Annotated in this window: 23 protein-coding genes, 1 tRNA gene and 1 pseudogene; 11 read left to right on the top strand and 14 right to left on the bottom strand. The window is 63.6% G+C overall.

The genetic code is table 11. The features are described 5' to 3' along the window. Window positions 1–127 precede the first annotated feature (127 nt). Window positions 128–259, top strand: a pseudogene (locus IAE33_RS24630) (DUF2970 domain-containing protein); the annotation flags it as partial. Between the two features lie 200 nt (window positions 260–459). On the opposite strand, the gene IAE33_RS16550 reads toward IAE33_RS24630, so the two are convergent. Further along, window positions 460–1,536 (bottom strand): ABC transporter substrate-binding protein, encoded by a 1,077-nt coding sequence (locus IAE33_RS16550; RefSeq protein ID WP_201164302.1) that lies wholly within the window; start codon window positions 1,534–1,536, stop codon window positions 460–462. A 213-nt stretch (window positions 1,537–1,749) separates the two neighbouring features. Here IAE33_RS16550 and IAE33_RS16545 point away from each other — a divergent pair, with 213 nt between their 5' ends. The 4 genes from IAE33_RS16545 to IAE33_RS16530 all read left to right on the top strand — a co-directional run bounded on the left by IAE33_RS16545 (window position 1,750) and on the right by IAE33_RS16530 (window position 5,798). Further along, window positions 1,750–3,402 carry a nitrite/sulfite reductase gene (locus IAE33_RS16545; RefSeq protein ID WP_028634487.1) on the top strand — a complete coding sequence of 551 codons (1,653 nt, stop codon included), beginning with the start codon at window positions 1,750–1,752 and terminating at the stop codon, window positions 3,400–3,402. After that, window positions 3,386–3,880, top strand: a complete 495-nt coding sequence (locus IAE33_RS16540; RefSeq protein WP_028634488.1) for a DUF934 domain-containing protein — start codon at window positions 3,386–3,388, stop codon at window positions 3,878–3,880. Before IAE33_RS16545 ends, IAE33_RS16540 begins: the two co-directional genes overlap by 17 nt. A gap of 151 nt (window positions 3,881–4,031) precedes the next feature. Continuing rightward, window positions 4,032–4,496 carry a nuclear transport factor 2 family protein gene (locus IAE33_RS16535; protein ID WP_201164301.1) on the top strand — a complete coding sequence of 155 codons (465 nt, stop codon included), beginning with the start codon at window positions 4,032–4,034 and terminating at the stop codon, window positions 4,494–4,496. Between the two features lie 153 nt (window positions 4,497–4,649). Continuing rightward, window positions 4,650–5,798, top strand: coding sequence for a M14 family metallopeptidase (locus IAE33_RS16530; protein WP_201164300.1), 1,149 nt, complete (start codon window positions 4,650–4,652; stop codon window positions 5,796–5,798). A gap of 3 nt (window positions 5,799–5,801) precedes the next feature. Here IAE33_RS16530 and IAE33_RS16525 read toward each other — a convergent pair whose 3' ends face one another. From IAE33_RS16525 to IAE33_RS16500, 6 genes are all read right to left on the bottom strand, one after another. Further along, on the bottom strand, window positions 5,802–6,770 hold the full coding sequence (locus tag IAE33_RS16525) for a Csu type fimbrial protein (RefSeq protein ID WP_201164299.1): 969 nt from the start codon (window positions 6,768–6,770) through the stop codon (window positions 5,802–5,804). Beyond that, a complete protein-coding gene (locus IAE33_RS16520) occupies window positions 6,767–9,070 on the bottom strand; it encodes a fimbria/pilus outer membrane usher protein (protein ID WP_201164298.1) in 2,304 nt (767 codons plus the stop codon). Before IAE33_RS16520 ends, IAE33_RS16525 begins: the two co-directional genes overlap by 4 nt. A 108-nt stretch (window positions 9,071–9,178) precedes the next feature. Then, the gene (locus tag IAE33_RS16515) at window positions 9,179–9,913 is read right to left on the bottom strand and encodes a fimbrial biogenesis chaperone (RefSeq protein ID WP_236404034.1); all 735 of its coding nucleotides are present in this window, start codon (window positions 9,911–9,913) and stop codon (window positions 9,179–9,181) included. A gap of 75 nt (window positions 9,914–9,988) precedes the next feature. Continuing rightward, a complete protein-coding gene (locus tag IAE33_RS16510) occupies window positions 9,989–10,492 on the bottom strand; it encodes a Csu type fimbrial protein (RefSeq protein ID WP_201164296.1) in 504 nt (167 codons plus the stop codon). A 3-nt stretch (window positions 10,493–10,495) separates the two neighbouring features. Then, on the bottom strand, window positions 10,496–11,029 hold the full coding sequence (locus IAE33_RS16505; RefSeq protein WP_201164295.1) for a Csu type fimbrial protein: 534 nt from the start codon (window positions 11,027–11,029) through the stop codon (window positions 10,496–10,498). 18 nt (window positions 11,030–11,047) lie between these two features. Beyond that, entirely contained in the window at window positions 11,048–11,581 is a 534-nt protein-coding gene (locus IAE33_RS16500; protein WP_201164294.1) for a Csu type fimbrial protein, read from the bottom strand. Between the two features lie 280 nt (window positions 11,582–11,861). Here IAE33_RS16500 and IAE33_RS16495 point away from each other — a divergent pair, with 280 nt between their 5' ends. From IAE33_RS16495 to IAE33_RS16485, 3 genes are read left to right on the top strand one after another with little or no spacing between them, the layout of a single operon-like run. Further along, window positions 11,862–14,111, top strand: a complete 2,250-nt coding sequence (locus tag IAE33_RS16495) for an ATP-binding protein (RefSeq protein WP_201164293.1) — start codon at window positions 11,862–11,864, stop codon at window positions 14,109–14,111. A 15-nt stretch (window positions 14,112–14,126) separates the two neighbouring features. Beyond that, the gene (locus IAE33_RS16490) at window positions 14,127–14,585 is read left to right on the top strand and encodes a response regulator (protein WP_201164292.1); all 459 of its coding nucleotides are present in this window, start codon (window positions 14,127–14,129) and stop codon (window positions 14,583–14,585) included. A gap of 13 nt (window positions 14,586–14,598) precedes the next feature. Beyond that, window positions 14,599–16,986, top strand: a complete 2,388-nt coding sequence (locus IAE33_RS16485) for a response regulator (protein ID WP_201164291.1) — start codon at window positions 14,599–14,601, stop codon at window positions 16,984–16,986. Window positions 16,987–17,105: 119 nt separating this feature from the next. Here the strand turns inward: IAE33_RS16485 and IAE33_RS16480 are convergent. After that, a tRNA-Gln gene (locus IAE33_RS16480) sits at window positions 17,106–17,180 on the bottom strand. A 259-nt stretch (window positions 17,181–17,439) separates the two neighbouring features. On the opposite strand from IAE33_RS16480, the gene IAE33_RS16475 reads away from it, so the two are divergent. Together IAE33_RS16475 and zapE are read left to right on the top strand one after the other, a co-directional pair. Continuing rightward, on the top strand, window positions 17,440–17,682 hold the full coding sequence (locus IAE33_RS16475) for a hypothetical protein (protein ID WP_201164290.1): 243 nt from the start codon (window positions 17,440–17,442) through the stop codon (window positions 17,680–17,682). 128 nt (window positions 17,683–17,810) lie between these two features. Beyond that, window positions 17,811–18,890 carry a cell division protein ZapE gene (gene zapE, locus IAE33_RS16470; RefSeq protein WP_201164289.1) on the top strand — a complete coding sequence of 360 codons (1,080 nt, stop codon included), beginning with the start codon at window positions 17,811–17,813 and terminating at the stop codon, window positions 18,888–18,890. Window positions 18,891–18,902: 12 nt separating this feature from the next. On the opposite strand, the gene IAE33_RS16465 is transcribed toward zapE, so the two are convergent. After that, a complete protein-coding gene (locus tag IAE33_RS16465; protein ID WP_201164288.1) occupies window positions 18,903–20,792 on the bottom strand; it encodes an AMP-binding protein in 1,890 nt (629 codons plus the stop codon). Window positions 20,793–20,989: 197 nt separating this feature from the next. Between IAE33_RS16465 and IAE33_RS16460 the strand changes: the two genes are divergently transcribed. Next, on the top strand, window positions 20,990–21,856 hold the full coding sequence (locus tag IAE33_RS16460) for a LysR family transcriptional regulator (protein WP_201164287.1): 867 nt from the start codon (window positions 20,990–20,992) through the stop codon (window positions 21,854–21,856). On the opposite strand, the gene IAE33_RS16455 is transcribed toward IAE33_RS16460, so the two are convergent. The 5 genes from IAE33_RS16455 to IAE33_RS16435 all read right to left on the bottom strand — a co-directional run bounded on the left by IAE33_RS16455 (window position 21,830) and on the right by IAE33_RS16435 (window position 25,775). Beyond that, window positions 21,830–22,984 (bottom strand): HPP family protein, encoded by a 1,155-nt coding sequence (locus IAE33_RS16455; RefSeq protein WP_201164286.1) that lies wholly within the window; start codon window positions 22,982–22,984, stop codon window positions 21,830–21,832. The genes IAE33_RS16460 and IAE33_RS16455 overlap by 27 nt on opposite strands. A 183-nt stretch (window positions 22,985–23,167) precedes the next feature. Then, complete coding sequence (locus tag IAE33_RS16450; protein ID WP_201164285.1) at window positions 23,168–24,487, bottom strand: ATP-binding protein; 1,320 nt, start codon at window positions 24,485–24,487, stop codon at window positions 23,168–23,170. After that, the gene (locus IAE33_RS16445; protein ID WP_201164284.1) at window positions 24,484–25,152 is read right to left on the bottom strand and encodes a response regulator transcription factor; all 669 of its coding nucleotides are present in this window, start codon (window positions 25,150–25,152) and stop codon (window positions 24,484–24,486) included. Before IAE33_RS16445 ends, IAE33_RS16450 begins: the two co-directional genes overlap by 4 nt. After that, complete coding sequence (locus IAE33_RS16440) at window positions 25,153–25,467, bottom strand: PepSY domain-containing protein (protein ID WP_028634503.1); 315 nt, start codon at window positions 25,465–25,467, stop codon at window positions 25,153–25,155. Beyond that, window positions 25,467–25,775, bottom strand: a complete 309-nt coding sequence (locus tag IAE33_RS16435; RefSeq protein ID WP_028634504.1) for a PepSY domain-containing protein — start codon at window positions 25,773–25,775, stop codon at window positions 25,467–25,469. The genes IAE33_RS16440 and IAE33_RS16435 overlap by 1 nt, the downstream gene beginning before the upstream one ends. Between the last annotated feature and the right edge of the window lie 6 nt (window positions 25,776–25,781).

Genomic DNA, 25,781 nt, shown 5'->3' with positions numbered 1-25,781 from the left:
CGGCGCATCGCGAGCTGCGCTCGCTCCTACGTTTGTTTCGGGCCAATTAGGTCTGTGCCATTGGTGCGCGTATGCCTTGGCGCATGTCGCGATACCGTATCGCGCCTGTCACAGGCAAGACTGGCCCGGCAAGAACCGCGCGCGGGATTTCACCCACGGCAATGCCAGCCACTTCATTGTGCTGGGTGTGCTGTTCACCCTGGCCTTCGTGGCGGTTCTGATCGGGCTGGTGCAGTTGGCCCTGCACCTGGCACGCTAGCTTACTGGTGGCTGACCCAGTACACCGCGGTGACGACCACCAGCAGGATCAGGCAGAGGATTGCCCAGGCATCCACGCTGCTATCGGGTTTGCGCGCCTTGGTTGAGTTGGCCATTGCATCGCCTCTTGTAGTGGTTATGGGAATGCACTTCACCACCAGCAGTTAAGACCAGCAATGCCCTTCCCTCAAGCAGGGGCTTTCAGTACTCGACCGGTGACGTGAGAAACGGATAGCGATAGCTGGGCGGGTGACCCACTGCGCTGTAGGCCTTGAAATCCACACCGTAGTCGGCAAGATCCAGGCGCTTGAGCCAGCGCCTGGCCTTCGCCTGGTCAATGCTTTGCAGCACGGGCAGGCTGTAATCGCCACCACCGTCGCGGGCAAACGCCAGCCCCCTGGCATCATCGTGCAGCATCACCATGGCCCAACCTCCCAGGGTGAAGTGCCCACCCATCAGCACGCTCAAACGCCCGTCAATGCGCGCACGCAGGGCCTCGGACGAACTGTTTACCGCACTGAACACCACGTCACGTCCAGGCTTGCGCCCAGCCTCTTCGAACGCTTGCATGGCCCCAAAAGCCATTTCGTCGTTTGCCGACCACACAAGGCGGGTATCGGGGTAACGCTGCAGCAGCAACTGCGCCTGCTCATAGGCACGCTCGCGGCTCCAGCCGCCATACACCACCTGGCGCAAGCGCACCTGCGGAAAATCCGCCAATGCCCGGCGCATGCCGTCTTCACGCCGTTGCGAGGCGGGGGTGGTCTTTACGCCAGAAAAGGCAAGCAGGTCTAACGTGCCTTCACCCTTCGGCAACTGCGCCACCATCTCATGGAGCATCTGGAAACCCGCCTGTTCATCGTTGGTGGTCAGCGTACCCAGTGGCATGGCGTATTTGTCGGGCTGGGCGGCTACCCTGCGCGCCTGGCCAGCAGTAAGGCCATTGTTGACCAGCAGCAGCTTGACTCCGGTACCCTGCGAAAGGCGCATGATTTCCGGGGCGACGTACTGCTCGTTGACCAGCACCAGGTAGTCGGGTCGCTGCGGCCCATCCAGGGCCGCGCGGGCCTGTTTCATCACCACATCGGCGCGGCGCTCGCTGTACTCTACACGCAGGTCCATGCCCAGCTCGTCCGCGGCTGCCTGCATGAAGCGGGTGTAGCTGGTCCAGAAGGTTTCGTTCGACAACCCAGGGTTGAGGAAAACCACCGAAGCCGCTTGCGCCCCCGCCGTCAGCGGCAGGGCGAGGCACAGGCTTTGGCACAGGGCCTTGAACATGGGCTGACATCTCTGCAAAGCAAACCGCGGATTATAACGCCCCCAGGCCATCGACGGCACAAATGGCAGTCAGTCTCACATAGTCCATTTGGTTCTTTTCATATGCTAAAACATCACTTTAGCGCATAACCGCAACCTGCTATCGTTCCCCGGCTCCGTACCGGAGTGCGCGGCCGTGCGCGCGAATAGCTGCATGCCTGAGACAGGACTTTTATGTACGTATACGACGAGTACGATCAGCGGATCATCGAGGACCGCGTCAAGCAGTTCCGTGATCAGACCCGCCGCTACCTGGCCGGTGAGCTGAGCGAAGAAGAATTCCGCCCTCTGCGCCTGCAGAACGGCCTCTACATCCAACGATTCGCGCCAATGCTGCGTGTCGCCGTGCCGTACGGCCAGCTGAACGCCCGGCAGGTTCGCACCCTGGCCAAGATCGCCCGCGACTACGACAAGGGCTATGCGCACATTTCCACCCGCCAGAACGTGCAGTACAACTGGCCGGCACTGGAAGACATCCCCGACATCCTCGCCGAGCTGGCCACCGTGCAGATGCACGCCATCCAGACCAGCGGCAACTGCCTGCGCAACACCACCACCGACCAGTTCGCCGGCGTGGCCGCAGACGAGGTCATCGACCCGCGCCCATGGTGCGAAATCGTGCGTCAGTGGACCACCTTCCACCCCGAATTCGCCTTCCTGCCGCGCAAGTTCAAAATCGCCATCAACGGCTCGCAACAAGACCGCGCCGCCATCGAAGTGCATGACATTGGCCTTGAGCCGGTGCGCAACGAGGCCGGCGAGCTGGGCTTCCGGGTATTGGTGGGCGGTGGGCTTGGCCGTACCCCGGTGGTGGGCTCGTTCATCAACGAGTTCCTGCCCTGGCAGGACTTGATCAGCTACCTGGACGCGATCCTGCGCGTGTACAACCGTTACGGCCGCCGTGACAACAAGTACAAGGCGCGGATCAAGATCCTGGTCAAGGCACTCACCCCGGAAGTGTTCGCCCAGAAGGTCGAGGCCGAAATGGCCCACTTGCGTGGCGGCAGCAGTACCCTGACCGAAGCGGAAGTGCAGCGTGTGTCGCGCCACTTCGTCGACCCTGATTACCTGGCGCTGGAAAACGTCGACTACGCTGCGCTGGATGCCGATTTCCCCGGCTTCGCCCGCTGGCGTGCGCGCAATACCCGCGCCCACAAACGCCCAGGTTATGTGGCGGTGACGCTCTCTCTCAAGCCTACCGGCGTGGCGCCAGGCGACCTCACCGACAAGCAGCTCGATGCCGTGGCCGACCTGGCCGAGCGCTACAGCTTTGGCTTCCTGCGCACGTCCCACGAGCAGAACATCATCCTCGCCGACGTCGAGCAGCGCCAGTTGCACGCGCTGTGGCAGGAGCTGCGTGAAGGGGGCTTCGCTACCCCGAACATCGGCCTGCTGACCGACATCATCTGCTGCCCAGGCGGCGACTACTGCTCGCTGGCCAATGCCAAGTCGATCCCGATTGCCGAATCCATCCAGCGCCGCTTCGATGACCTGGACTACCTGTTCGACATCGGCGAACTCGACCTGAACATCTCTGGCTGCATGAACGCCTGCGGCCACCACCACGTCGGCCACATCGGCATCCTTGGCGTGGACAAGAAGGGCGAGGAGTTCTACCAGGTTTCGCTGGGCGGCAATGCTGCACGCGGCGCCAGCCTGGGCAAGATCCTTGGCCCATCGTTCGCACAGGATGACATGGCCGACGTGATCGAGAAGCTGATTGCCGTGTATGTCGAGCAACGCACCGAAGACGAGCGTTTCATCGACACCTACCAGCGCATCGGCATCGACCCCTTCAAGGAACGCGTGTATGCAGCGAATCATTAAGAACAACCAGATCGTCGACGAAACCTGGCACCTGCTGCCCAAGGAAACATCGTTCGACGAGCTGACCAACTGCGACGACTACATCGTGCCCCTGCAGATGTGGCGCGACCACGCCCATGCCCTCAAGGCCCGTGACGGTGGCCTGGGTGTGTGGCTGGACAGCGATGAGGAAGCCGAAGAAATCGGCGAAGACGTGCAGCACTTCCAGGTGATCGCGCTGAACTTCCCGGCATTCACCGATGGGCGCAGTTATTCCAATGCTCGCCTGCTGCGTGACCGCTTTGGCTTCAAGGGCGAACTGCGTGCCATCGGCGATGTACTGCGCGACCAGCTGTTCTTCATGGCCCGTTGCGGTTTCGACGCCTTTGCCATCCGCGCCGACAAGAACCCGGAAGAGGCGCTGCAGAGCCTCAAGGACTTTTCGGTGACGTACCAAGGCGCCACCGACGAGCCACTGCCCTTGTTCCGTCGTCGCTGACCATTCGCTTTGCGGCCAGTTGCGGGGGCGGGCTTGCCCGCAACTGGCTATTGCACCACGCGAAATTATCAACTCCCGCAGGTAAGCATTCTCCTCAGGCCAACCGCGTACTACGCTCCTCTTGCACAGTCACCCGCCGAGGAGTTACCTGATGTCCCGCCCACCCCTGCCCCCGTTCACCCGTGACAGCGCCATCGAGAAAGTTCGCCTGGCCGAAGACGGCTGGAACAGCCGCGATGCCGCCAAGGTCGCCCTTGCCTATACCCCGGACACTGTCTGGCGCAACCGCGTCGAGTTCCCCCGTGGCCGCGCCGAGGTACAAGCCTTCCTTACCCGCAAGTGGAACCGCGAGCTGGACTACCGCCTTATCAAAGAGCTGTGGGCGTTCACCGACAACCGTATTGCCGTGCGTTATGCCTACGAGTACCGCGATGACAGCGGCCAGTGGTTCCGTGCCTATGGCAACGAAAACTGGGAGTTTGCTGAGGACGGCCTGATGCACAATCGCCACTCCAGCATCAACGAGCACCCCATCGCCGAAACCGAACGCAAGTTCCACTGGCCGCTAGGGCGCCGCCCCGATGACCACCCCGGCCTCTCTGAACTGGGGCTTTGAAGCCAGGCCGGGCTGCCTTGGCGGCTGCGGCATGGATACGCCGGCGGGCCACTTGTTTCAACCTGGCTGCCCAAGGTGCCCTGCCTGCACGCAGTTCAGCCGCCAAGTTGTGTACAGTAGGCCTACAACAATGCCCGCACAGGAGCCCGGCACATGACCGTGACGCTGTCCCCCCTGCAGATCGACTGCGACTTCGATTCCGGCAACATCCAGGTGATCGATGCCAATGACCCCGCCCATCTAAGGCTGGCCATACGCCCGGACACCCACAGTGGCCACTACCAGTGGTTCCACTTCAAGGCAAGCGGCCTTACCCTTGGGCAAACCCACCGTTTCAGCCTGGAAAACGCCTCCTGCTCCTCCTATCGCAACGCCTGGCACGGTTACAACGCCGTTGCCTCCCATGACCAGCAAACCTGGTTCCGCGTACCCAGCCAGTTCGACGGCACGGCGCTGTCGTTCGAGGTGACAGCTGAGCACCCACAAATGTGGTTCGCCTATTTCGAGCCCTACTCACGCGCCCGCCACAACCAGTTGATCGAACGGGCCCGCCAGGTGCCCGGCGTCGAGTTGCTGGCCAGTGGCCGCAGCGTGCAGGGCCGTGATATCCCTCTGCTGCGGGCCGGTGACGCCGCGCCGGGCAAGCGCAAGCTATGGCTGATTGCACAGCAGCACCCCGGCGAGCACATGGCAGAGTGGTTCATGGAAGGCGTGATCGACCGCCTTCAAGCCAACGACGAAACCATTCAGCAGCTGTTGGCCAAGGCTGACCTGTACCTGATCCCCAACATGAACCCGGACGGCGCCTTCCTCGGGCACCTGCGCACCAACTACCCGGGCAAAGACCTCAACCGCGCCTGGCAGGACGCCAGCATCGAGTTCACGCCTGAAGTGTTCTTTGCCCAGGCGCAGATGAAGCAATACGGCGTGGACGCATTCATCGACGTGCACGGCGACGAAGAAATCCCCCACGTGTTCACCGCCGCCTGCGAGGGCAACCCGGGGTACTCTGCACGCCTCGCCCAGCTTGAAGAGCACTTCCGCAGCACCCTGTGCAGCCTGACGGCTGACTTCCAGACGCAGCACGGCTACACCCGCGACGCGCCCGGCCAGGCCAACACCACCCTGGCCTGCAACGCAGTCGGCATGGCCTACGACTGCCTGTCGCTCACCTTGGAGATGCCTTTCAAGGACCATGACGACGCACCCAATGCGGTCACCGGCTGGTCGGGCGCACGGTCGAAGGCACTGGCCAGCGCCGTGCTGGATACGCTGGCGAACATGGTCGACCGCTTGCGCTGAGCCTCAGAACTGAACGTCCAGTACCACACTGTCGGAGTAGCTCGCGGCCGGGGGTGTGGGCTGGTCGGTGTACACCCTGGCGTTGTAGTTAAACACCTGGCTGCCGGTGCCGGTGCCCGCACCTGGGTTGATGTCTGCATCGGCGCTGGCACGCCTGGCGCTGCCCGCCGCTCCCCAGCGCACCGTGCCTGCGCCTTTGAAGATGTCGTAGGCCAGGTAGTTGTTGGCGCTGGACTTCATGCGCCGACGCCCCACAGCGGCGTTTTGCCCGTCATCCAGCCCAACGGTATAGCTGCTGCCCTTGGTGCAGGAAACGTTGAGGCTTTGGGCCACCGTGCCGAAGGCCGTTACCACGGGAGCAGCGGCAAAGGTGATGTTGGGCGTGGTGATCTGGCAATCATTGGTGACGGTAAGGCTGACGGTAAGGGCCTGCACGCCCTCACTGTTGTCACGGCCAACACATAATCCAGCCAGGCCAATGCCTTCGCAGTAATTCCAGGCCCAACCCAACGTCAGGGTCTCCTGATACACGCCCGCCGCCACGTTGCTGCCGAGCTGGGTACGCAGATAAAGCGGTACTGCCTTCGGCGCGCCACCCAATAGCCCCAGTAATTCGAGGATACCGGTACGGCCGTACTCGAACGCCACGCCTCGGGTGATCGGGTAACGGCTGGTGGCATCGGCGTACAGGGTGTAGGCGATTACATCGCCATTGGGGCCCACCAAACCGCCTGTGGCGGCTTGCACTGTCAATTTGAAGGAGTCAGACGCGCTGAGCACCCCAAGCACAGTGCCATTGCATTGCAAACCGGCGTTGAGCGTGGAGGCCGATTGCACCGCGCTGCGCACTTGGGTGGAGTTGAGTGTGCCGAACAGCGCTGGCGTGGTGGGCACGGCCGCACACTTGGCCCACGCCGGCCCGGCACACAGCAGCGCCACCAGTGCCCAGCCCTGGCCTGGCAGGCCACTCATCTGCACACCAGTGGGCCGACTTGCGCTATGGCACCCGCAGAGTCGGGCAATGTGAATTCGACATTACAACGCCCACCCCCTTCGACCTCGACCTGCAACTGGTTGGCGGTCGCCAGGTTTTCCAGATACACCAACCCGTCCCAACCCACCACCGCCTGCGCGCCCGTCTGCGTGTGTGTGACACGGCTGCCCAGGCTCAGGTGGCGCTGCCCGGCATCCACCAGCTCGATACTGGCCGCCAGCACCCGACGCAATTCGAACTCCAGCAAGTAACCACTGCCACGGCGTACGGCCACCCGCTGTTCCACCTGGGTGGCGAGCACGTCGGGCGGCAGGTCCATAGGGTCGATTTCATATTTGCCGCGGTAGTAGGCGCTGCTGTAAGGCACTAAAAGCTGGCCGTTGGCATTGGTACGCCCCACCTGCTGGTTCTCGTAGCGCACCGGTACGTCGGCATAGCCCGCAGTGCTCACCACCACAAAAGCATCATCGATGCGGTTGGCGGCAAACAGGCCCTCACCCATCCATACCAGCGACCCGCTGACGTCGGCCCAACGGGTCATCGCGCCGCTGCTGCCGTAAACCCCGGCCTGCATCTGCACCGCCTGCAGGCGCCAGGTCAGGTCAGCCTGACGGTAAGCCTGGCGGTCACTGCCCGTGGCATAACCCAGGTTGTAGCCCACACCGGTGGCCAACGGCGTGGCGTGGCTGTAATTGACGCGCTGCAAGCTTTGCCCCTCCCTGCTACGCTCGACGCCAATGGCCAACGTACCGCTGAGGCCAAGCGGAATCACCCACTGCGCCTGCACGGCCCATTGGCTGCTGCTCAGTTCACGGTTGGCCGACAGGTACAGGCTGCTGTTGCCCCATAACGGCCTGCTGTAGCTAAGGTTGAACAGACGGGTACGGGTGCCGTCGCCGGCGCGCACATCGAAATAGCCTGCGCCTACGTTGCCGTATTCGTTCAGGTTCAGGCTGACCGTTAGCTGCTCGCTGCTGCGGCTCAGTTGCATATCGGGCCTGTCGACGCGTGTGAGGTCGGCATAGTCGCCGCGACGCTGCAGCCGTTGGTAGCTGAAGCCAAGGTGCTGGCTGTTGTATTGGTAACCCAATGCCAGTTGATGCCCTTGGCCGCCCTGGAAACGGCTTTGCGTCAGCGCCCCATTGATAACGCCGAACTGGCCCGCGCGCAGGTTGCCGCCCAGCCCGCCCAACGTCAGCGAAGGCGCAACTTCGGCGTGGGTTTCCAGGGTAAAGGTGTCACTCAGGCCGTGGCGCAGGCTGGCCGATGACACGCCCGGGCCATAGCCGAAATCGCGCACACCGTAGTCGCGGCGCAGGCTACCGGCCGCCAGCGCGTAGTCCGACATGCCCTTCTGCAGCAGGCTGCTGGTCACGTAGAACGGCAACGTGGTGGACACTTGCCGGCCCAGGGCGTCGGTGGTCACCACCACAGCCTCACCCGCCCCATTGATGAACGGAACGTTGGTCAGCGTATACGGGCCAGGCTGCAATTGCGCAGTGCTGGACCGGTAACCATTGATGAACAGCTCCAGCGAGGTGGGCACAGCCGCCTCCCCGGCGAAGGCCGGCAACGGGTAGGTCACCAGGTCTGGCCGTGCTGCAAAGTCGCGGGCCACCTGCAGGCCACCCAGGCGTACCGAGCTGCTCCAAGGCAGTGCCGCGGTGATCAGGTCCCCCGCTTCGTAGGTCAGCAGGCGGTGCTCATCGGTGAAACGCCAGGTGGTGTCGTAGCGTAGAAAACCCTCGCGTGAACTGCGCCGGCCCCTGTCGTTGAATGCGCTTCGCCACTGGCCGGTGCTCGACAGCGTGCCCCAACGGTCGAACACGCGCAGTTCGTTCCACGCTGCCAGGTAGGTGCCCGCATCATCGGTGTCGTTCAGGTACAGGTCGTAATTGAACAATGCGCCAAAGCTGCTGCGTGCCTCACTGGGCGGGTACAGGGTGCGATCCCCTACCTGCTGATCAGGCAACCACGCGGCAGGCACCTGCAACAGCAGGCGCTGGTTCTGGGTATCGTAGTCACTGTGAAGACCCGCAACCCCCTCCAGCGACACCTCGCCGACCGGGCTGCCTGGCAGGTTCAACCCCGCTGCCTGCAACACGGCGCTGTCCACGTATAACTGCCCGGCGCGCTGTTGCACCGGCACCAGTTCAGCCTTGGGCATCTGATTCACCAACAGATCCAGATAAAGGGTAGCGTCGGCCACCGCCGACAGTTCGGTGGGCGGCGGGGGCAGCTCGTCCGCCAGCACCCATGGCGTTAGCTGCCCAGCCATGACCAGCAGCAGGCACCCACTGCAGGCCGTCGTGCAGCGCTTCACTCGCGGGTACCCACCATCGCCGGGCCCTCCCTGGCCCCTGCACCGCACGCCAATGCGGCATCCTTACTGCCGACTGATAACGGCGTCGCCCTGCCCGTTCACCCGGGCTTTCAGCACACTGCCGGCGCCAAGCGCCTGAGGGGCTGGCCACTGCATGGTGGCGCCAGGCAGCACATACCCCAGCAACCCATCGGCCAGCGGCCTACTCTGCGCGCCGTGCTGTAGCACGGCATCGGTCAGGCGTGCATGCACCGGGCCGACATTGCGCAGCTCCACATAAGGTTTGCCCTGTACCGTTACCGGGCGCCAGGTCAGCTGAGGCTTGCCCACGCCCTGCGCTGCGCGCGGGTCGGCAGGGTCCGGCTTGCCCCGCAATCCCTCGCCGTACACGAACAACGGGACCGAGTAGCGCATCTGCAGGCGTATCGCTGCCATCGTCCCCGCGTCGGCCTTGTCCAGCGGGATCACGGGCGGGATTTCGTCGATCACGATGCGGTAGGCCTGCTCTTGGCCGGCCGGCGCGGCGCCGGTGCGTGTCAGCCTGATCAACTGCTTCTGCCCGGGGGCGAGTGTGGCAACCGGTGGGCTGCCGATGATCTCGCGCTGGGGCTTGAACTGCTCCTTGGCCTCCAGCTGACGCCAGGCGAACACGCGCACCTGCAGGTTGGCCGCCACGGTGCCACGGTTTTCCAGCCATAGCGCGCCGGCTTTCTGGCCGGCCTCCAGCACCGGGTCGATGGGCCAGATGAGCACAGACGTTGCAGCCCCCACCTGAAAGCTGGCCCAGTACATCAGCATCAGCCACCAGCACCTGCCTGTTCTGCCTGGTTTCATGGAGCCCTCCCTGGACTCTGCGCGTGGCAACCGGGTTGGCTACCAGCTGAAAGTGACTTGCACCACGTCGGAATAGGTACCAGGCGGCAGGTTGCCGGGCAATTGCACCCGCCCGTACAACGCCAGTTTGACCGCCGCAGGGTCGGTGTATGCGACACCCACGCTCTGCCCGATACCCAGGCCCTGGGCCAACGCCGCATCCCGGTACAGCTGATAGCTCAGCAACTGCGCGCCACCCGCCCGCTTGAGATTGCGCGCGCCGCCTGCGCCGTTCTGGCCCCCATCCAGGCTCATGCTCAATGCCACACCCGGCGTGCACTGAAGGGTGACGGTGGCACCCCCAATTGCCGCAGTGAGCGTGGCGGTGGACAGCGCTGACTGGCTGCCGTAATCCAGCGTGCCGTACTGGGTAGCGCCGCCCACCACCAGGCACCCCGGCACGACCTGAGCCGACACGGTGAAGCTGCTGACCGTGGCTGCGTCCAGCGGCGCTGCCAGCAACAGGCCTAACCCGGCGAAGTACCCCACAAACCTTGCGCGCATGGTTCAGAACGTCAGTTCGACCGCCACCGTGTCGGTGTAGACACCGGCAGGCAGCCCGGCCTTGCCACGTGCCTGGCCATACAAATTGACGGTCTGCGCCACCCCGGTGCTGGTCGGCAGGGTAATGGTGCCATCGATGGCGAGCAGCTGCGTGCGCCCGGCATCGGTGTAGAAGTCGTAGGGCACGAAGTTGCCCGCACCGTCAGCCAGCGCCCGTGTGCCACCGCTGGACTGGCCGTCGTGAGCCCCGGCCCGCACCCGGATGGCCGGTACTGTTCCTGCCGAACACAGCACGCTCAGGGCGCCACCGGCCCCTCCCAGCACCTGGGCATTGGCGGTGCCGAACAGGGCATCCTGCGTGCCGAAGTTCAAACTGCCGAAGTTCAACCCCGACGTGCCCGAGCTGCCATTGACCTGGCAGGCTGCGATCAGCGTCAGCGTGGAATTGATGGTGCCGGCGGTGGTCGCGGCCTGCGCGGGTGAAGCCAGTGCCAGGCACAGGCCGGCCAGGATGCAGCATGAGAGGTGGGTTCGCATTGACGTCTCCTTGGGTTGCTACCAGTCCAATGTCACTCTCAGGGTGTCGCGGTAGAGCCCGGCCGGCAGTGCATGGGGTTGCGCTACCAGCACACCGTAGATGGGGATGGGTACCTGCCGGGTAGTACCGATGGTGAACGCACGGGGTTGGCCGACGTCGTAGCGGCTGTAGCCGCTTGGGTCGACGGCCAGTTGGTAGGGCAGCAACTCGCGCCCATTGCTAAGGCGGCGGATGCCATCATCACCGTTCAGGCCGCCGTTGATATGCACATTGAAGGCCCGCACTTCGGGGGTACAGCTGATCTGCAGGCTGCCCGGCCCGACATCGCCGAACAGGCCACGCAGCGCAGAAGCCCAGTCCGGCTGGCGCTCGCCTGAACCTGCTGGATCAGGGGTAACCACCGCTGCAGGGATGGTCATGTCGCTGCTGATCATGCAGGCAGCGCTGATTACCAGCCGTGCCTGGATGAACCCGCTACTGCTGCCGTGCGCTACACCACCCAGGACCAGCAGCGGCCCTACAGTCAACAGCAGCAGCGAAGCGCGGCTCATGGCGTAACCTCCCTGTTCGGCCCTTGTCGATCTATGCTGGGCTTGAGCGTAGCAGTGAGGCGCATGGGCAAACGGGCGGGGATGCCGTTTTTTGGTATTAGCAAAAAAGCGATAGGGCACGCGATACACCCCAACGCACTGAGCCGAACGCTTTGCAGACGGCGCGCTCAAATTGGCAAACAACGGCAACCCGAGCGATATTCTGATAGGGTGTATCACCATCATCCTGCCCAGACTCATGCGGCATGCATGGACCTAATCGACAGGAGCGTTTTCATCAATGACGACAGACTTGACGCTGGCCCAGGCGGTGGAGCGCTGTGCCCAGGAACCTATCCAGATTCCCGGCAGCATTCAGCCCCATGGTTTTCTGCTTGTGCTTGATGAAAATGACCTGAGGGTGTTGCAGGCGAGCGAGAACGCCCAACAGTGGTTAGGCATATCCGCTGCATCGCTGGTTGGTTCGCCCTTCAGTGACGTTGTCACTGGCGACTTCGATTTGCGCGCGCATCTAGGCAGGCTTCCTCAAGATGAGGTTTTCCCGTTTCATATCGGCGACGTGCAACTTCGCGAAGGCGCTCCATACCGTCAAGCATTGCACTTGCTGGCCCACCGCCATGATCAGGCGCTGATCGTCGAGTTGGAGGCGCCACGTCTGCCGGAAGATTTGGCCTCGCAGGGCGACTATTACCCCTTGGTGCGCAACTTCATAAGCACCGTGCATCTGGCTGGCACCCTTGAAGAACTGCTGCACCAGACGGTGCTGCAGCTCAAGCGCGTCACCGGTTTTGGCCGGGTGAAGGCCTATCGCTTCGACGCCGAAGGCAATGGGCAAGTGCTGGCGGAGGTCGCCGACCCCGATTACCCCAGCTTCATGGGCTTGTGCTTCCCTGCATCCGACATTCCTGCCCAGGCCCGTGAGTTGTACCGGGTCAACCGCATCCGCGTCATCGAAGATGCCAACTACCAGCCGTCACCGCTGGTGCCGGGCACCAACCCGCTCAGCGGAAAACCGCTGGACATGAGCTTTGCCAGCCTGCGCAGCGTGTCGCCGGTACACCTGCAATACATGCGCAACATGGGCACACTGGCCTCCATGTCGCTGTCGATCGTGGTGGATGGCAAGCTGTGGGGGCTGATCTCCTGCCACAACGCGCAGCCTCGCCCGGTCGACCTGCGTACCCGCACCGCCTGCGAACTGCTGGCCAGTGTGCTGTCGCTGCAGATTGAATCCCGCGAGTCGCACGCCGACACGCAGCGCCTGCTGGGGTTGCGCCAGCACATCGTGCGGATGATTTCGTCCATGGCTGACCATGACAGTGTCAACGAAGGGCTGCACGCCCTGCCCGAGGTGTTGTTGGCGTTTGCCGATGCCCAGGGCGCTGCCGTGATCTCTGCAGACCGTTGCGACCTGTATGGCCAGACACCACCCGAGTCGCAGGTCACTGCCCTGGTGCACTGGTTGTCCCGACGTACCGGCGGTCACGTCTTTCATACCGACAATGCGCGCCGGGACGTGGACGAGTTGCCTGAACTTGGCAACCATGTGGGCGGCATACTGGCGGTGGCTATCTCGCAGATCCATTCCCATTACCTGCTGTGGTTCCGGCCCGAGCAGGTGCGCACCGTTGAATGGGCGGGGCAGCCGACCAAGCGGGTGGGGCCGCAAGGTAACCTGGACCCGCGGCACAGCTTCGAGCGCTGGCAGGAACAACTGAGCGGCTATTGCGCCCCGTGGGACCCACTGATTGTGGAGGGGGTCAGCGAACTGCGTACGGCCGTGATGGGCATCGTGCTGCGCAAAGCCGAAGAAATGGCCCAACTGGCGGGTGAACTGCGCCGCTCCAACAAGGAGCTGGAGGCGTTCTCCTACAGCGTGTCCCATGACCTGCGTGCGCCGCTTAGGCACATTGCCGGCTACACCGAACTGCTCAGCGAAATCGAAGGCCCCGGCTTCAGCGAGCGCGGCAAGCGCTTCTTGCAGCATATCGGCGAAGCCGCTCATTTTGCCGGCAGCCTTGTCGACAATTTGCTACATTTTTCACAAATGGGCCGCTCAGCGCTGCGCATGTCAGATGTAGACCTCAATGCCTTGATCGATGCCATCCGTGCAGAACTCGCACCGGATTACGCGGGGCGTGAAATCATCTGGACCATTGCGCCCTTGCCCAAGGTTTACGGAGACCCCGCCTTCATCAACCTGGCGTTGAACAACCTGCTGGCCAATGCCATCAAATACACACGTGGGCGCACGCCTGCCCGCATCGAGGTGTTTGCCGTGCAGCATGCCGAGGAAGTCGAGGTGTGCATCCGTGATAACGGCGTTGGCTTCGACATGGCGTACGCCAACAAGCTGTTCGGGGTGTTCCAGCGGCTGCACCGCATGGAAGACTTCGAAGGCACAGGGATAGGCCTGGCGAGCGTGCGCCGTATCATCGAACGCCACGACGGCCGCGTCTGGGCCGATGGCCAGATCGACAAAGGCGCCAGCTTCCATTTCACTCTACCGCGCCACCCCGCGACACACTGAGGTACCGTTACCATCATGCTCAAACCCATCCTGCTGGTCGAAGACAACCCTCGGGACCTGGAGCTGACGCTCCTGGCCCTGGAGCGTAGCCAGTTGGCCAACGAAGTCATCGTGTTGCGCGACGGCGCCGATGCCCTCGATTACCTGCTGCGCCGTGGCGCCTACGCCGACCGCGACGACGGCAACCCTGCCGTGTTGCTGCTGGACCTGAAACTGCCGAAAGTCGATGGCCTCGAGGTGCTCAAGGAAGTGCGCGCCACGGCTGAGCTGCGCAGCATCCCGACCGTGATGCTGACGTCTTCGCGCGAAGAGCCCGACCTGCTGCGTGCCTATGAACTGGGCGTGAACGCCTACGTGGTCAAACCAGTCGAGTTCAAGGAATTCGTCGCCGCCATTTCCGACCTCGGTGTCTTCTGGGCCGTGCTGAACGAGCCACCACCTGGCTCCCTGCGCTTGACCCGCCGCGGCAACTGAGGCTCATGCAACGATGCAGTCTACCCCGCTGAACCTACTGATGGTCGAAGACAGCTCGATGGATGCCGAGCTGACCCTGATGCGCTTGGAGCGCAGCGGGCTGCACGTTCAGTCGCACCTAGTATTCGACCACACGGGTGTCGAAAATGCCCTGCGCGACGGGCGCTACGACCTGATCCTGTGCGATTGCGTACTGCCCGGCTCGTCGGGTACCGACGTGCTGTCCATCGCCCAGCGACTGGCGCCGGACGTGCCGTTCATTTTCCTGTCCGGTATCTACGGCGAAGAGCATGCGGTGGAGATGATCCGCCTGGGTGCTACCGATTACGTACTGAAAAAGAACCTGCCGTTGCTGCCCAAGGCCGTACGCCGCGCCCTCACCGAAGTGCAGGAGCGTCAGCGCCGTCGTCGGGCTGAAGAGGCCCTGGCCGACGTGGAGGCGCGTGCACGCATCGCCATCAACGCTGCCGGCATGGGCACCTGGGACCTGCGACCGCAGGAGGGCCTGCTGGTCTGGGACGACCGCGCCAAGACACTGTTCGGGCTGCCCCCCGCCACTGAAATGAGCCTGGAAGTGTTTTACGCCGGTATCTATTCCGAGGACGTACCGGCAGTGCGTGATGCGGTAGAGCAGGCCATGCTTCCCGAGAACGGCGGCCACTACCGCATGGAATTCAGGATCATCCAGCCAAACGGCCAGGAACCGCGCTGGCTGCTCAGCAGTGGTCAGAGCCTGTTCGTGGACGGCAAGTGCGTGCGGTTCTCCGGCGTACTGCAGGATATTCACGCCCAGCGGGTAGCCACACAGGCGCTGCGCCAGCTCAACGAGATGCTTGGCGAACGGGTTGAACGCCGCACCCGCGAGCGTGACCGGGGGTGGGAGCTGTCCCAGGACCTGCTGGCCGTACTCAACAAAGACCTCACCCCGGTGGCGCTCAACCCTGCCTGGGAAGCCAGCCTGGGGCTGTCTCGCGAACGCCTGAGCCAGTCATCGCTGCTGCACCTGCTCCCCGAACCCGACCAGGAACTGCTGCTCACCGAGCTGGCTGCCCTCGCCCATGGCCGCACCAGTGCCCGCTTCGTCGGGCGCATTCTGCATGCCGGCGGCCAACAACGCTGGCTGTCGTGGGTAGTGGTGCCGGAAGATACCCTGCTGTACGTGGTGGCGCGGGATATCACCAGCGAGCGTGAAGCTGCAGTGGGCCTGGCCGATGCCAACGCCCGCCTGCGCGAACAGATCAGCGAACGCGAACGAATCGAGGCCGCACTGCAGCAAATGCAGCGCCTTGAAGCCGTTGGCCAGTTGACCGCGGGGGTTGCCCACGACTTCAACAATTTGCTCACGGTGATCCTCACTGGCGCGAGCTTCCTGGAGCGGGACCTGAACAAAGGTGACCTCGACAAGGCACGCTCCCGCCTGACCCACGTGCGTGAAGCGGGTGAGCGCGGGGCCAAGCTGACTTCGCAGTTGCTGGCATTCTCCCGCCGTCAGCGCTTGGAGCCAGTACCCCTCAACCTCAACCGCACCCTCGATGGCCTGGAAGAACTGCTGCGGCGTACGCTGGGTGGCAACGTTTCGGTGCGCCTGGACCTGGACCGGGCGCTGTGGCAGGCCCTGACCGACCCCACCCAGACCGAGATGATCATCCTCAACCTGGCCATCAACGCTCGCGATGCCATGCCCGATGGCGGCCAGTTGACCTTGGTGACCCGCAACACGCGCATCGACACCCCACCTCAGCGCCCGGAAGATCCGGACCCTGGTGAGTACGTAATGCTGAGCATCCGCGACACAGGCTGCGGCATGAGCGAAGAGGTGGTGGCCAAGGTGTTCGAGCCATTTTTCACTACCAAGGACATCGGCAAAGGCTCTGGCTTGGGCCTGGCCCAAGTATTCGGTTTCGCCAAGCAGTCTGGCGGCGGTGTGCGCATCGAAACCACCCCGGGGCGCGGCACTCAGGTGGCCGTCTACCTGCCGGCAGTCAAGGACCACATTATCAGCGAGCCTGCCACCCCGGTGGTTAGCCAGTCCATCAGCGACAGCGGCAGCAACCGCACCGTGTTGTTGGTAGACGACGACCACCTGGTGCGCGACATGCTTGGCGACGTGTTGCGCCAGTACGGTTATGAGGTGCGCCAGGCGCACAGTGGCGAGCAGGCACTGGCGCTTCTGGATGACGGTATCGACCTGCTGCTCACCGACTTTGCCATGCCGGAGTTCAACGGTGCGCAGCTTGCCGTTGCCGCTCGCGAACGCTTCCCCCAGCTACCTGTGGTATTTCTAACCGGCTATGCAGAGCTGCAAGGCCTGGACCTTCCGGGCAGCGTTGTGATCCAGAAGCCCGTTCAGGCGGACGACCTGGCCAGGGCACTGGACGAAATGCTGGGCGTACCGGGGTAAACCTGTGCAGTCGGGGCCACTCAGCCCCGACTCGCCCACATACCGAGTGCCAAACGACAAAAACGACGAAACCAGCGCTTACGTGATAAGCACTGGAAAGATGTTTTGATCTCAGAAAATGGCAGGGGCGGCTGGATTCGAACCAACGCATGGCAGGATCAAAACCTGCTGCCTTACCGCTTGGCGACGCCCCTGTATCAGATGCAGCAACCGCTGCCCGGATAATCCCAATAAGGTGACAACGTGTTGTTGTCTTGGAATGCGCGGCACTTTAACAACAATGTTGCTGCCTGTGAAGCCCCTAATCGAAAAAAAATGCCAAAAAAACAGCGGCTTAGTCATTAGCAGCAAAAAAGATTTACCGCTCGTCGCATTCCTGCCGCCGCACCTCAACACAATCGCATTCGCTCCTTCAAATCAGATAACCCCAACGCAGTGACCAAGGAGGACCCTATGCCTGTTTCTCACGACCTGTATCAGGACTTGCACTACCCCCGTGAAATCGTCCAGCAGCGTCGTCAGCAGGACCAGACGCTGGACCGCTTGCTGGACGAGTACGTCGACATCGATAACCAGGTGCTTGCAGCCGAGTCGATTTCGGCCGGCAACTTCGTCGATGAGGACCTGCGCCACCTCAAGGAACGCCGGCTTGCGGTGAAGTACATGATCGAGCGCCAGCTGGAACGTAAAGCCTGAGATCGGGGTTTTGCCGGTGGTGACCTATCGCGGTAAGTGATGGTTGACGGTCACTTTCTCTATTGGTCAAATCCGCGGCACTCGGGCAAGCTTCCGGGCGCCCGTTTATTGCCCAAGGAGCTCAGTTCGTGCCTGCCTGGATCCCTGCCCCGCTACGCCAGCTTGGCCAACGCCTGCGCCCTGCCGACGCTGACCGTCATGCACTGCTGACGTGGTTCGAGGAAAAAGCCCAGAGCCGTGGCTACGCGTTGAGCGACGGTCAGCGGCGAGTGATTGCGTGCATGGCACAGCAGTTGAGCCAGTTTGAGCAGGGGCAGCCGCCTAGCCTTTACCTGCATGGCGCGGTCGGGCGCGGTAAAAGCTGGCTGCTGGACGGCTTCTTCCAGGCTGTGCCTGTGCAGGCAAAGCTACGCCTGCACTTTCATGACTTTTTCGCCCGACTGCACCAGGGCATGCACCGCCACCGCGCCCTGGACGACGCCATGGCCGCTACCCTCGACGAATTGATCGGCGAGTGCGAGGTGCTGTGCTTCGACGAGTTCCATGTGCATGACATTGGTGATGCCATGCTGCTTAAGCGCCTGTTCGATGCCTTGTTCGCTCGCGGCATCTACCTGCTGGTCACCTCCAATTATGCGCCGGAAGGGCTGCTGCCCAACCCGCTTTACCATGAGCGCTTCCTGCCTGTCATCCGCCTGATCAACACCCGCATGCAGGTCATGGAAGTGGGCGGGGACATCGACTTTCGCAGCCTGCCGGCCAACCGCGAACACCAGTGTTTCACCCGCGGCCACTATGTATGGCCAGGCGATGCCGGGCAGCGCCTGGCCCTGAAACTGCCCGAGGCGGCACCCGGGGTGCTGCACATCAACAACCGTTCACTGCGTGCCAGGGCCGTGGATGGCACACGGGTGATGTTCACTTTCGACGATTTGTGCGAGCAGCCTACCGCCGTGATCGACTACCTGGCGCTCGCCCGCCAGTTCAGTGAATGGATCATCGACGGGCTGGACGACCTGGCGGACTGTTCGCTGGCGGCGCAGCAGCGCTTCGTCAATCTGGTGGATGTTTTGTACGACCACGATCGCCAGGTGACCGTCATTGGCAAGCGTCCGCTGGCAGACAGCCTGGATGGCGCCATCGCCGACCTGATGCGTACCCGAAGCCGGTTGGGGCAATTGCATCAGGTCGGCCCTGGCCCGACCTGACCGGCACTGTTTTCACACCGCTTTAGGCAGCTCGGCCAGCACCGTTTCGATTTCCTGAAGCACGGCGGGATCGTCCAGGGTAGAGGGTGGTATGTAGGCCTGCCCGTCAGCAATTTTGCGCAGCAACGCCCGCAGAATCTTGCCCGAACGCGTCTTGGGCAACCGCCGCACCAGCCGCACCCGGTTGAAACAGGCCAGCGCACCGATTTCTTCACGCACTCTGGCCACCAGGTCTGCCAGCAACTGCGCCTCGGTAGTGCCCGCGCCATCTTTCAACACGACCAGGGCGAGCGGCACCTGCCCCTTGATATCGTCATGCACGCCGATCACCGCGCATTCGGCAACCGCCGCGTGGCGTGCCACCAGGTCTTCCATTTCCCCTGTGGACAGCCGGTGCCCGGACACATTGATGACGTCGTCCGTGCGCCCCATGATGTAGACAAAGCCGTCGTCGTCCAGGAAGCCGCCGTCGCCGGTGTGGTAGTAACCAGGGTAAGTGTGCAGGTAGGCCTGCAGGTAACGGTCGTGGTCCCCCCACAGCGTCTGGCTGCACCCTGGGGGCAAGGGCAGTGCGATCACGATGGCGCCCTGCTGGTGGGTGCCCAGCAGATGGCCCTCGTCATCTAGCACGCGCACGTGGTAACCCGGCACTGCGCGGTTGCTCGAGCCCGGCCTGGCCGCACTGCCTTCAAGGCCTACGCACGGCGCGGTGACGGGCCAGCCGGTTTCGGTTTGCCACCAGTGGTCGTGCACCGGTTTACCGGTAACGCGCTCCAGCCATTGGTGGGTGCTGGAATCGAGCTTTTCTCCGGCCAGGAACAACTGACGCAGCGAACTCAGGTCGTACTGGCCTAGCAGCTCGCCTTCCGGGTCTTCCTTGCGGATAGCGCGCATGGCGGTGGGTGCGCAGAACAGGCCGTTGACCTTGTACTGCTGCACGACGCGCCAGTAGGCGGCAGCGTCCGGGGTGCGGATTGGCTTGCCCTCGTAAAACACCGTGGTGCAACCGCACATCAACGGCCCGTAGACGATCAGCGAGTGGCCCACCACCCAGCCGACGTCCGATATGCCCCACCACACATCACCGGGCTGCATGCCGTAGATGTTGTGCATGGCATAGCGCAGGGCCACAGCGTTGCCACCGTTTTCCCGCACGATGCCTTTGGGTTTGCCGGTGGTGCCCGAGGTATACATGATGTACAGCGGATCGCCAGCGTCGAGCACCACCGGGGCGACGGGCACTGCGCCCACAAGCGCCTCGGCCCAGTCCAGGTCTCGCCCTGGTTGCAGCGGTGCCTGCGCCTGTGGCCGCTGCAACACCAGCACATGGCGCGGCTGGTGCTGGGCCAGTTGCAACGCGCGGTCGACCAGAGGCTTGTATTCGATCACCCGGTCGAACTCGAGCCCGCAAGAGGCTGTGAGCAGCAGGGTTGGGCGCGCGTCGTCGATACGCAGCGCCAGCTCGTTGGCTGCGAAGCCGCCAAACACCACCGAATGCACCGCGCCAATGCGGGCGCAGGCGAGCATGGCCATAGCGGCCTGGGGCACCATCGGCATGTAGATGATCACCCCGTCGCCCTTCTTCACCCCCAGCTGGCTCAGCAACCCAGCCAGGCGGGCTACCTCATCGCGCAGCTCAAGGTAGGTGTACGCTTGCTGCGCACCGGTGACAGGTGAGTCGTAGACCAACGCCAGTTGTTGCCCCCTGCCCTGTTCGATCTGATGGTCCAGGGCGAGGTAACAGCTGTTCAGACGGCCATCACCGAACCAGCGATGCGTGCCGTCGGCATTGTCCTGCAGGGTGATGGCAGGGGCGCGATACCAGGCGATCGACCGGGCCTGTTCAGCCCAGAAGGCAGCCGGGTCGGCGATGGAGTGTGCGTAGCTGTGCTGGTAGCTCATGTGCAATGAACCCGATCGTTGTTGTTATTGAAGGGCGAATACTGAGTATGGCCGGGCTGACCCGGCGCGCCAGGCGGCTAAAGGCCTAACCGACCTGCAAATTTGCAGCGATCAGGTGCGAGCACCTACCACGGCCTGCCTTTACCCCGCTCAGTGCCTTTCCACTAGAATGGGCGCTCCCTTGACGAGGCGGCACCATGGACATCGATCAGGCCCGTACCTTTCTGGAAATCGTCCGCAGCGGCAGCCTGGTGGCCGCTGCCGAACGCCTGTTCGTCTCGCAAACGGCCGTCACAGCGCGGGTACAGCGCCTCGAGCAACAACTGGGCTGCCAGCTGTTCGTCCGTGGCCGCAGCGGCGCCAGCCTGACCCCTGACGGCGAGGCGTTCGTCAGCTACGCCAGCCAGCTGGTGCAGACCTGGGAGGCCGCGCGCCGCGAGCTGCCGCTGCCTCGGGGCTGCCAGCAGATGCTGCACGTGGGTGGGGAAGTAAGCCTTGGCAACCCGATGATGCTGGGCTGGGTCATTGCCCTGCACCGCGAGCTGCACGGCTACGCCATACGCAGTGAGGTCAGCGACGGCGACGCGCTGCTGCGCAAGGTGGAAATGGGCCTGCTGGATGCCGCGCTGGTGTACCAGCCCAGCTACGGCCCGGGGTTGCAGGTGGAGCAGTTGATGGAAGAAAAACTCATCCGCATCCGCCGGGTGGATCGGCCTGAACCCTACGTGTACATCGACTGGGGAGATGCCTTTCGCAGGCAGCACGACGCGGCGCTGCCGGAGTGCGCGCAGGCAGCACTGAGCTTCAACCTTGGCCCGCTGGCGTTGCAGTTCATCCTCGACCAGGGCGGCAGTGGCTATTTCCGCACGCGGGTGGTGCAGGCTTACCTGGACAGTGGCGTGTTCGAGCGGGTGCCGCAAGCACCCGAGTTCACCTACCCGACCTACCTGGTGTATTCACGCGAGCGCGACAGCGCAGCACTGCAACAGGCGTGCGCCACGTTGAGGCGCCTGGTGGCCGCAGACCAAAGTGACTGGTCACAGCGTTGGGACCCGGCTATCTGACGCCTTTGCCTGGCTGAGCACCTGGCGCTGCAGGCCCGCGATCACATCGGTCTGAGTGATGACGCCGACCAGGCGCCCGGCCTCCAGTACCGGCAGGCAATGCAAGCCTCGTTCACACAACAAGGGCAGCAGGGTATCCAGCGGGGCCCTGCTGTCGACGCTCACCACCTGGCGGCTCATCACCTGCTCCAGGCGCAGCACTTCACCGCCCAACAGCCGACGCCAGCCTTGCCGCTGCGGTCGCATGGCGGGGCCGAGCAGGTCGCTGACGGTGACGATGCCCACCAGTTCACCGTTGGCCAGCACCGGCAGCGCTTTTACGTGATGGCCGGCCAGGCGCTTGCAGGCTTGCGCCAGCGGCATGTCAGGGGTGGCAAACTGCACGTCACGAGACATTACCGAGGCTGCGGTCAAACCGCCCAGGCTGCGCCGCAGCGCCTGCTGCTCGGTCGCCAGGATGATCTGCTCCAGTTCATCACGGCTGACATCGACGAACTCACCGAGGGCCTCCAGGGCCTGGTCCAGGTCTTCACCCCGTACGCCAACCCGTTCGCGGGGGGGCGGGTCCTGGGTGTGGTGCAGGTCCTTGCGCGAGGCCAGGCCTTTTGGGTAAGCCGCGCCCGTGCAACGGTTGTAGAGGATGGCCACGACTACCAGCACCCCTGCGTTCAACAGCACTGGCTCCAGCAGGTGCTCGCCCATGGCGGTGAGCCCTGGGTCGGCAAGCACCACGCTCACCGCAACACCGCCACCGGGCGGGTGCAGGCAGCGCATCAGACACATCACCAGTATCGAAACGCCCAGGGCGCTGGCCGCCACCCACAGCTCAGGCCCGCAGGATTGCCGCATGGCCAGCCCGATGATGCCAGCCAATGCGTAGCTACCCACCACGGGCCAAGGCTGAGCCAACGGGCCGGAATGCACGGCGAACACCAGCACCGCCGAGGCAGCCAGAGGGCCTAGCAGATGCAAGGCAATGGCGGGGCCGAATACCAAACTGGTCACCCAGCCGGCGAGGAATAAACCCAGGAGTGCGCCAACACCTGCACGCAGCCATTCTTTCGGCGGCGTATTCAGGGGCGCTGGCAGCCATCGGTGCAGGCGATTAGGGGGTCGTGAGGCGGGCATCGGATATTGGATCTATCTTGTGCAGGGAATGGGCAACCGTACAGCGCCTTGTCATTGAGCAACGGGTTCGCTCAAGGGCGGGATTCTGCACGGGCCAACGCCACCGAACCAATTCAAAAAAATGCGCTTCAGGTGCAATTTTCTTGCACCGCGAAGCCGGACGTTGAGGATGGGAGCCCCGCTTCAGCCTCCCTTGCGCGGCAGGTCGAGCGTGACTCGCAAGCCACCCAGGGGGCTCAGCGCGAGCGACAGGGTTCCACCCCAGGCGTCGCAGATATCGCGCACGATACCCAACCCCAGGCCGTGGCCGTCGACCTGTTCGTCCAGCCGCGAACCGCGCTCAAGCACCTGCTGCCGGCGGCTTTCCGGGATACCAGGGCCATCGTCGTCCACCCACAGTTGGTACCCGCCGGCCGTGGAAGCGATCCCCAGGCGCACTTCACTGTCCGCCCACTTGCAGGCGTTATCCAGCAGGTTGCCCAGCAGCTCAAGGCTGTCTTCCCGGTCCCAGGGCAGCAACAGCCCGGCGGGCACGTCACGTTCCAGCCGCAGGCCCTCACCGTGAATCATGCCGAGTGTGCCAAGCAGCCCCGGCAGCTCGGCGTCACAATCGAACTGGGCGCCGGGCAAGGCATCGCCGGCCAGGCGCGCACGGTTGAGTTCGCGCGCCAGGCGCTGCTGGATCTGCTCCAACTGCTCACGCATCTGCCCGCTGAACCCAGGCACCCCGTGCAGCCGGTCGCTGGACGCCAGGCTCAGCAACACCGCCAACGGTGTTTTCAACGCATGGCCCAGGTTGCCTAGGGCATTGCGCGAGCGGCGCAGGCTATCTTCGGTATGATTGAGCAGGTGGTTGATCTGCCCCACCAACGGTGCCAGTTCGCTGGGCACCTCGTCGTCCAGCTGCGAGCGCTGGCCCTGCTGCAACTGCGCAATCTGCCGCCGGGCACGTTCCAGCGGCCGCAGCGACCGGGTAACGGTGATGCGCTGCAGTACCAGCACCAAGGCCAACGCCACCAGCCCCATACCCAGGCCGATCTGCTGCAGGCGGCGGAACCCCTCGCGTACCGGTGAGTAATCTTGCGCGACACTGATCGAGATATCCTGGCCCAGTCGCCGGTAGTCGGCGCGCAGGGTCAGCAATTCCTGGCCCTCGGGGCCCAGCTCGTGCCGGTCGGACAGGCCAGGGGCGGAAGGCTTGGGCATGTTCATGTCCCACAACGAGCGCGACCGCCAGGTGCCCTGGTCGAAATCAATGCGAAAGTAGTGGCCAGAAAACGGCCGTTGGTAGGCGGCCGAGATACGCCGTTCGTCCAGTTGCAGCCCGGAGGGCCCTCGCACCAGCGCCACCAGCAGGGTTTCACTTTCATTGCGCAGGCCGTTTTCCAGGTAGCGCTGCAGGCCAGCTTCGAACAACCACAGCGTAAGCTGCGCCAGCACCACCCCCACCACCACCAGCACAGCCACCAGGCCCAGGCTCAGGCGTGCCTGGATCGACTTCATGCAGCGCTACCGGCGTAGAGGTAACCCTGACCGCGGCGGGTTTCGATCACGCTGCGCCCCAGCTTGCGGCGCAGATGGTTGACATGCACTTCCAGGACGTTGGAGTCGCGCTCGGTTTCACCGTCGTACAGGTGCTCGGCCAGGTGGGTCTTGGAGAGGATCTGCTGCGGGTGCAGCATGAAGTAGCGCAGCAGGCGGAATTCGGCAGCCGTCAACTGGATGTCCACACCCTCACGGCTCACGCACTGGCGGCGCTCGTCCAGGTGCAGGCCCGCCGCCTCCAGCGTTGGCTGGTTGGCCAGGCCACGGGCGCGGCGCAGCAGCGCCTGGATACGCAATTGCAGTTCTTCGGGGTGGAAGGGTTTGCTGAGGTAGTCGTCGGCACCAGCCTTCAACCCCTCGATACGTTCGGCCCACGAGCCTCGCGCCGTGAGGATGAGCACAGGCGTAACCAGGCCGGCTGCCCGCCACTGGGCCAACACGTCGAGGCCCGGCAGCCCCGGCAGGCCGAGGTCGAGGATAATCAGGTCGTACGGCTCGCACTGGCCCTGGTAGGCCGCATCGCGGCCATCGGCCAGCCAATCGACCGCGTAGCCCTGGCGTTGCAGGGTAGCTGTCAGTTCATCGGCCAGCGGCACGTTGTCCTCGACAAGCAACAGGCGCATTCAGTCATCTTCCTCGTCTTTGAGCAGGGCGCCGGTACTGGCGTCGAGCTTGATTTCGCGCACCACGCCCTCCGCCGTCAGCAGCTCGACTTCGTATTCATAGCGGTCGTGTTCTTCTTCGAGTTCGGCCTCGAGCAGACGCGCCCCGGGGTGACGCCCCAGGGCGGTCTGCAGCAGGTGCTCGAGGGGCAGGATGACACCCTTCTGGCGCAACGCCAGGGCCTCGTCCTGGTCCAGGTCACGGGCAGCGGCCAATGAGCACACTGCCAGTAACGCCAGGGCCAGGTAGCCTACCGCCCGTGGTGGCTGACTCATCAGCTGTCCCGCTCGTCCTTCACGACTTCACCGGTCTTGGCATCGAGGGCCACGTCCCACTCGACGTTCTGGGCATCGCGCAGTTCCACCTTGTAGATGTAGCGGCCGTATTCGTTCTCAAGCTCCGAGTCGGTAACGGTGGAACCCGGGTGTTTGGCGATGGCGGCGGCCTTGAGTTCGTCCAGCGACTTGATGGTTTTGGCGTTCACCAGCTTGACCACTTCATCGGGCTGTACGTCCTTGGCGAAGGCGGCGTTGGCACCCAGGGCAAGGGCGGCGGCGGTGAACAGGGCAGTCAAGGTTTTCATCGTAGG

Origin of the sequence: Pseudomonas sp. S60 (assembly GCF_016647865.1) — a bacterium.
Lineage (GTDB): Bacteria > Pseudomonadota > Gammaproteobacteria > Pseudomonadales > Pseudomonadaceae > Aquipseudomonas > Aquipseudomonas parafulva.
This window is presented reverse-complemented; position numbering and strand designations above follow the sequence as displayed.

What these genes read in the sequence shown, in the direction of transcription:
- IAE33_RS16550 (WP_201164302.1), bottom strand. Translation starts at nt 1,536, where the DNA reads ATGTTCAAGGCCCTGTGCCAAAGCCTGTGCCTCGCCCTGCCGCTGACG.
- IAE33_RS16545 (WP_028634487.1), top strand. Translation starts at nt 1,750, where the DNA reads ATGTACGTATACGACGAGTACGATCAGCGGATCATCGAGGACCGCGTC.
- IAE33_RS16540 (WP_028634488.1), top strand. Translation starts at nt 3,386, where the DNA reads ATGCAGCGAATCATTAAGAACAACCAGATCGTCGACGAAACCTGGCAC.
- IAE33_RS16535 (WP_201164301.1), top strand. Translation starts at nt 4,032, where the DNA reads ATGTCCCGCCCACCCCTGCCCCCGTTCACCCGTGACAGCGCCATCGAG.
- IAE33_RS16530 (WP_201164300.1), top strand. Translation starts at nt 4,650, where the DNA reads ATGACCGTGACGCTGTCCCCCCTGCAGATCGACTGCGACTTCGATTCC.
- IAE33_RS16525 (WP_201164299.1), bottom strand. Translation starts at nt 6,770, where the DNA reads ATGAGTGGCCTGCCAGGCCAGGGCTGGGCACTGGTGGCGCTGCTGTGT.
- IAE33_RS16520 (WP_201164298.1), bottom strand. Translation starts at nt 9,070, where the DNA reads ATGGCTGGGCAGCTAACGCCATGGGTGCTGGCGGACGAGCTGCCCCCG.
- IAE33_RS16515 (WP_236404034.1), bottom strand. Translation starts at nt 9,913, where the DNA reads ATGCTGATGTACTGGGCCAGCTTTCAGGTGGGGGCTGCAACGTCTGTG.
- IAE33_RS16510 (WP_201164296.1), bottom strand. Translation starts at nt 10,492, where the DNA reads ATGCGCGCAAGGTTTGTGGGGTACTTCGCCGGGTTAGGCCTGTTGCTG.
- IAE33_RS16505 (WP_201164295.1), bottom strand. Translation starts at nt 11,029, where the DNA reads ATGCGAACCCACCTCTCATGCTGCATCCTGGCCGGCCTGTGCCTGGCA.
- IAE33_RS16500 (WP_201164294.1), bottom strand. Translation starts at nt 11,581, where the DNA reads ATGAGCCGCGCTTCGCTGCTGCTGTTGACTGTAGGGCCGCTGCTGGTC.
- IAE33_RS16495 (WP_201164293.1), top strand. Translation starts at nt 11,862, where the DNA reads ATGACGACAGACTTGACGCTGGCCCAGGCGGTGGAGCGCTGTGCCCAG.
- IAE33_RS16490 (WP_201164292.1), top strand. Translation starts at nt 14,127, where the DNA reads ATGCTCAAACCCATCCTGCTGGTCGAAGACAACCCTCGGGACCTGGAG.
- IAE33_RS16485 (WP_201164291.1), top strand. Translation starts at nt 14,599, where the DNA reads ATGCAGTCTACCCCGCTGAACCTACTGATGGTCGAAGACAGCTCGATG.
- IAE33_RS16475 (WP_201164290.1), top strand. Translation starts at nt 17,440, where the DNA reads ATGCCTGTTTCTCACGACCTGTATCAGGACTTGCACTACCCCCGTGAA.
- IAE33_RS16465 (WP_201164288.1), bottom strand. Translation starts at nt 20,792, where the DNA reads ATGAGCTACCAGCACAGCTACGCACACTCCATCGCCGACCCGGCTGCC.
- IAE33_RS16460 (WP_201164287.1), top strand. Translation starts at nt 20,990, where the DNA reads ATGGACATCGATCAGGCCCGTACCTTTCTGGAAATCGTCCGCAGCGGC.
- IAE33_RS16455 (WP_201164286.1), bottom strand. Translation starts at nt 22,984, where the DNA reads ATGCCCGCCTCACGACCCCCTAATCGCCTGCACCGATGGCTGCCAGCG.
- IAE33_RS16450 (WP_201164285.1), bottom strand. Translation starts at nt 24,487, where the DNA reads ATGAAGTCGATCCAGGCACGCCTGAGCCTGGGCCTGGTGGCTGTGCTG.
- IAE33_RS16445 (WP_201164284.1), bottom strand. Translation starts at nt 25,152, where the DNA reads ATGCGCCTGTTGCTTGTCGAGGACAACGTGCCGCTGGCCGATGAACTG.
- IAE33_RS16440 (WP_028634503.1), bottom strand. Translation starts at nt 25,467, where the DNA reads ATGAGTCAGCCACCACGGGCGGTAGGCTACCTGGCCCTGGCGTTACTG.
- IAE33_RS16435 (WP_028634504.1), bottom strand. Translation starts at nt 25,775, where the DNA reads ATGAAAACCTTGACTGCCCTGTTCACCGCCGCCGCCCTTGCCCTGGGT.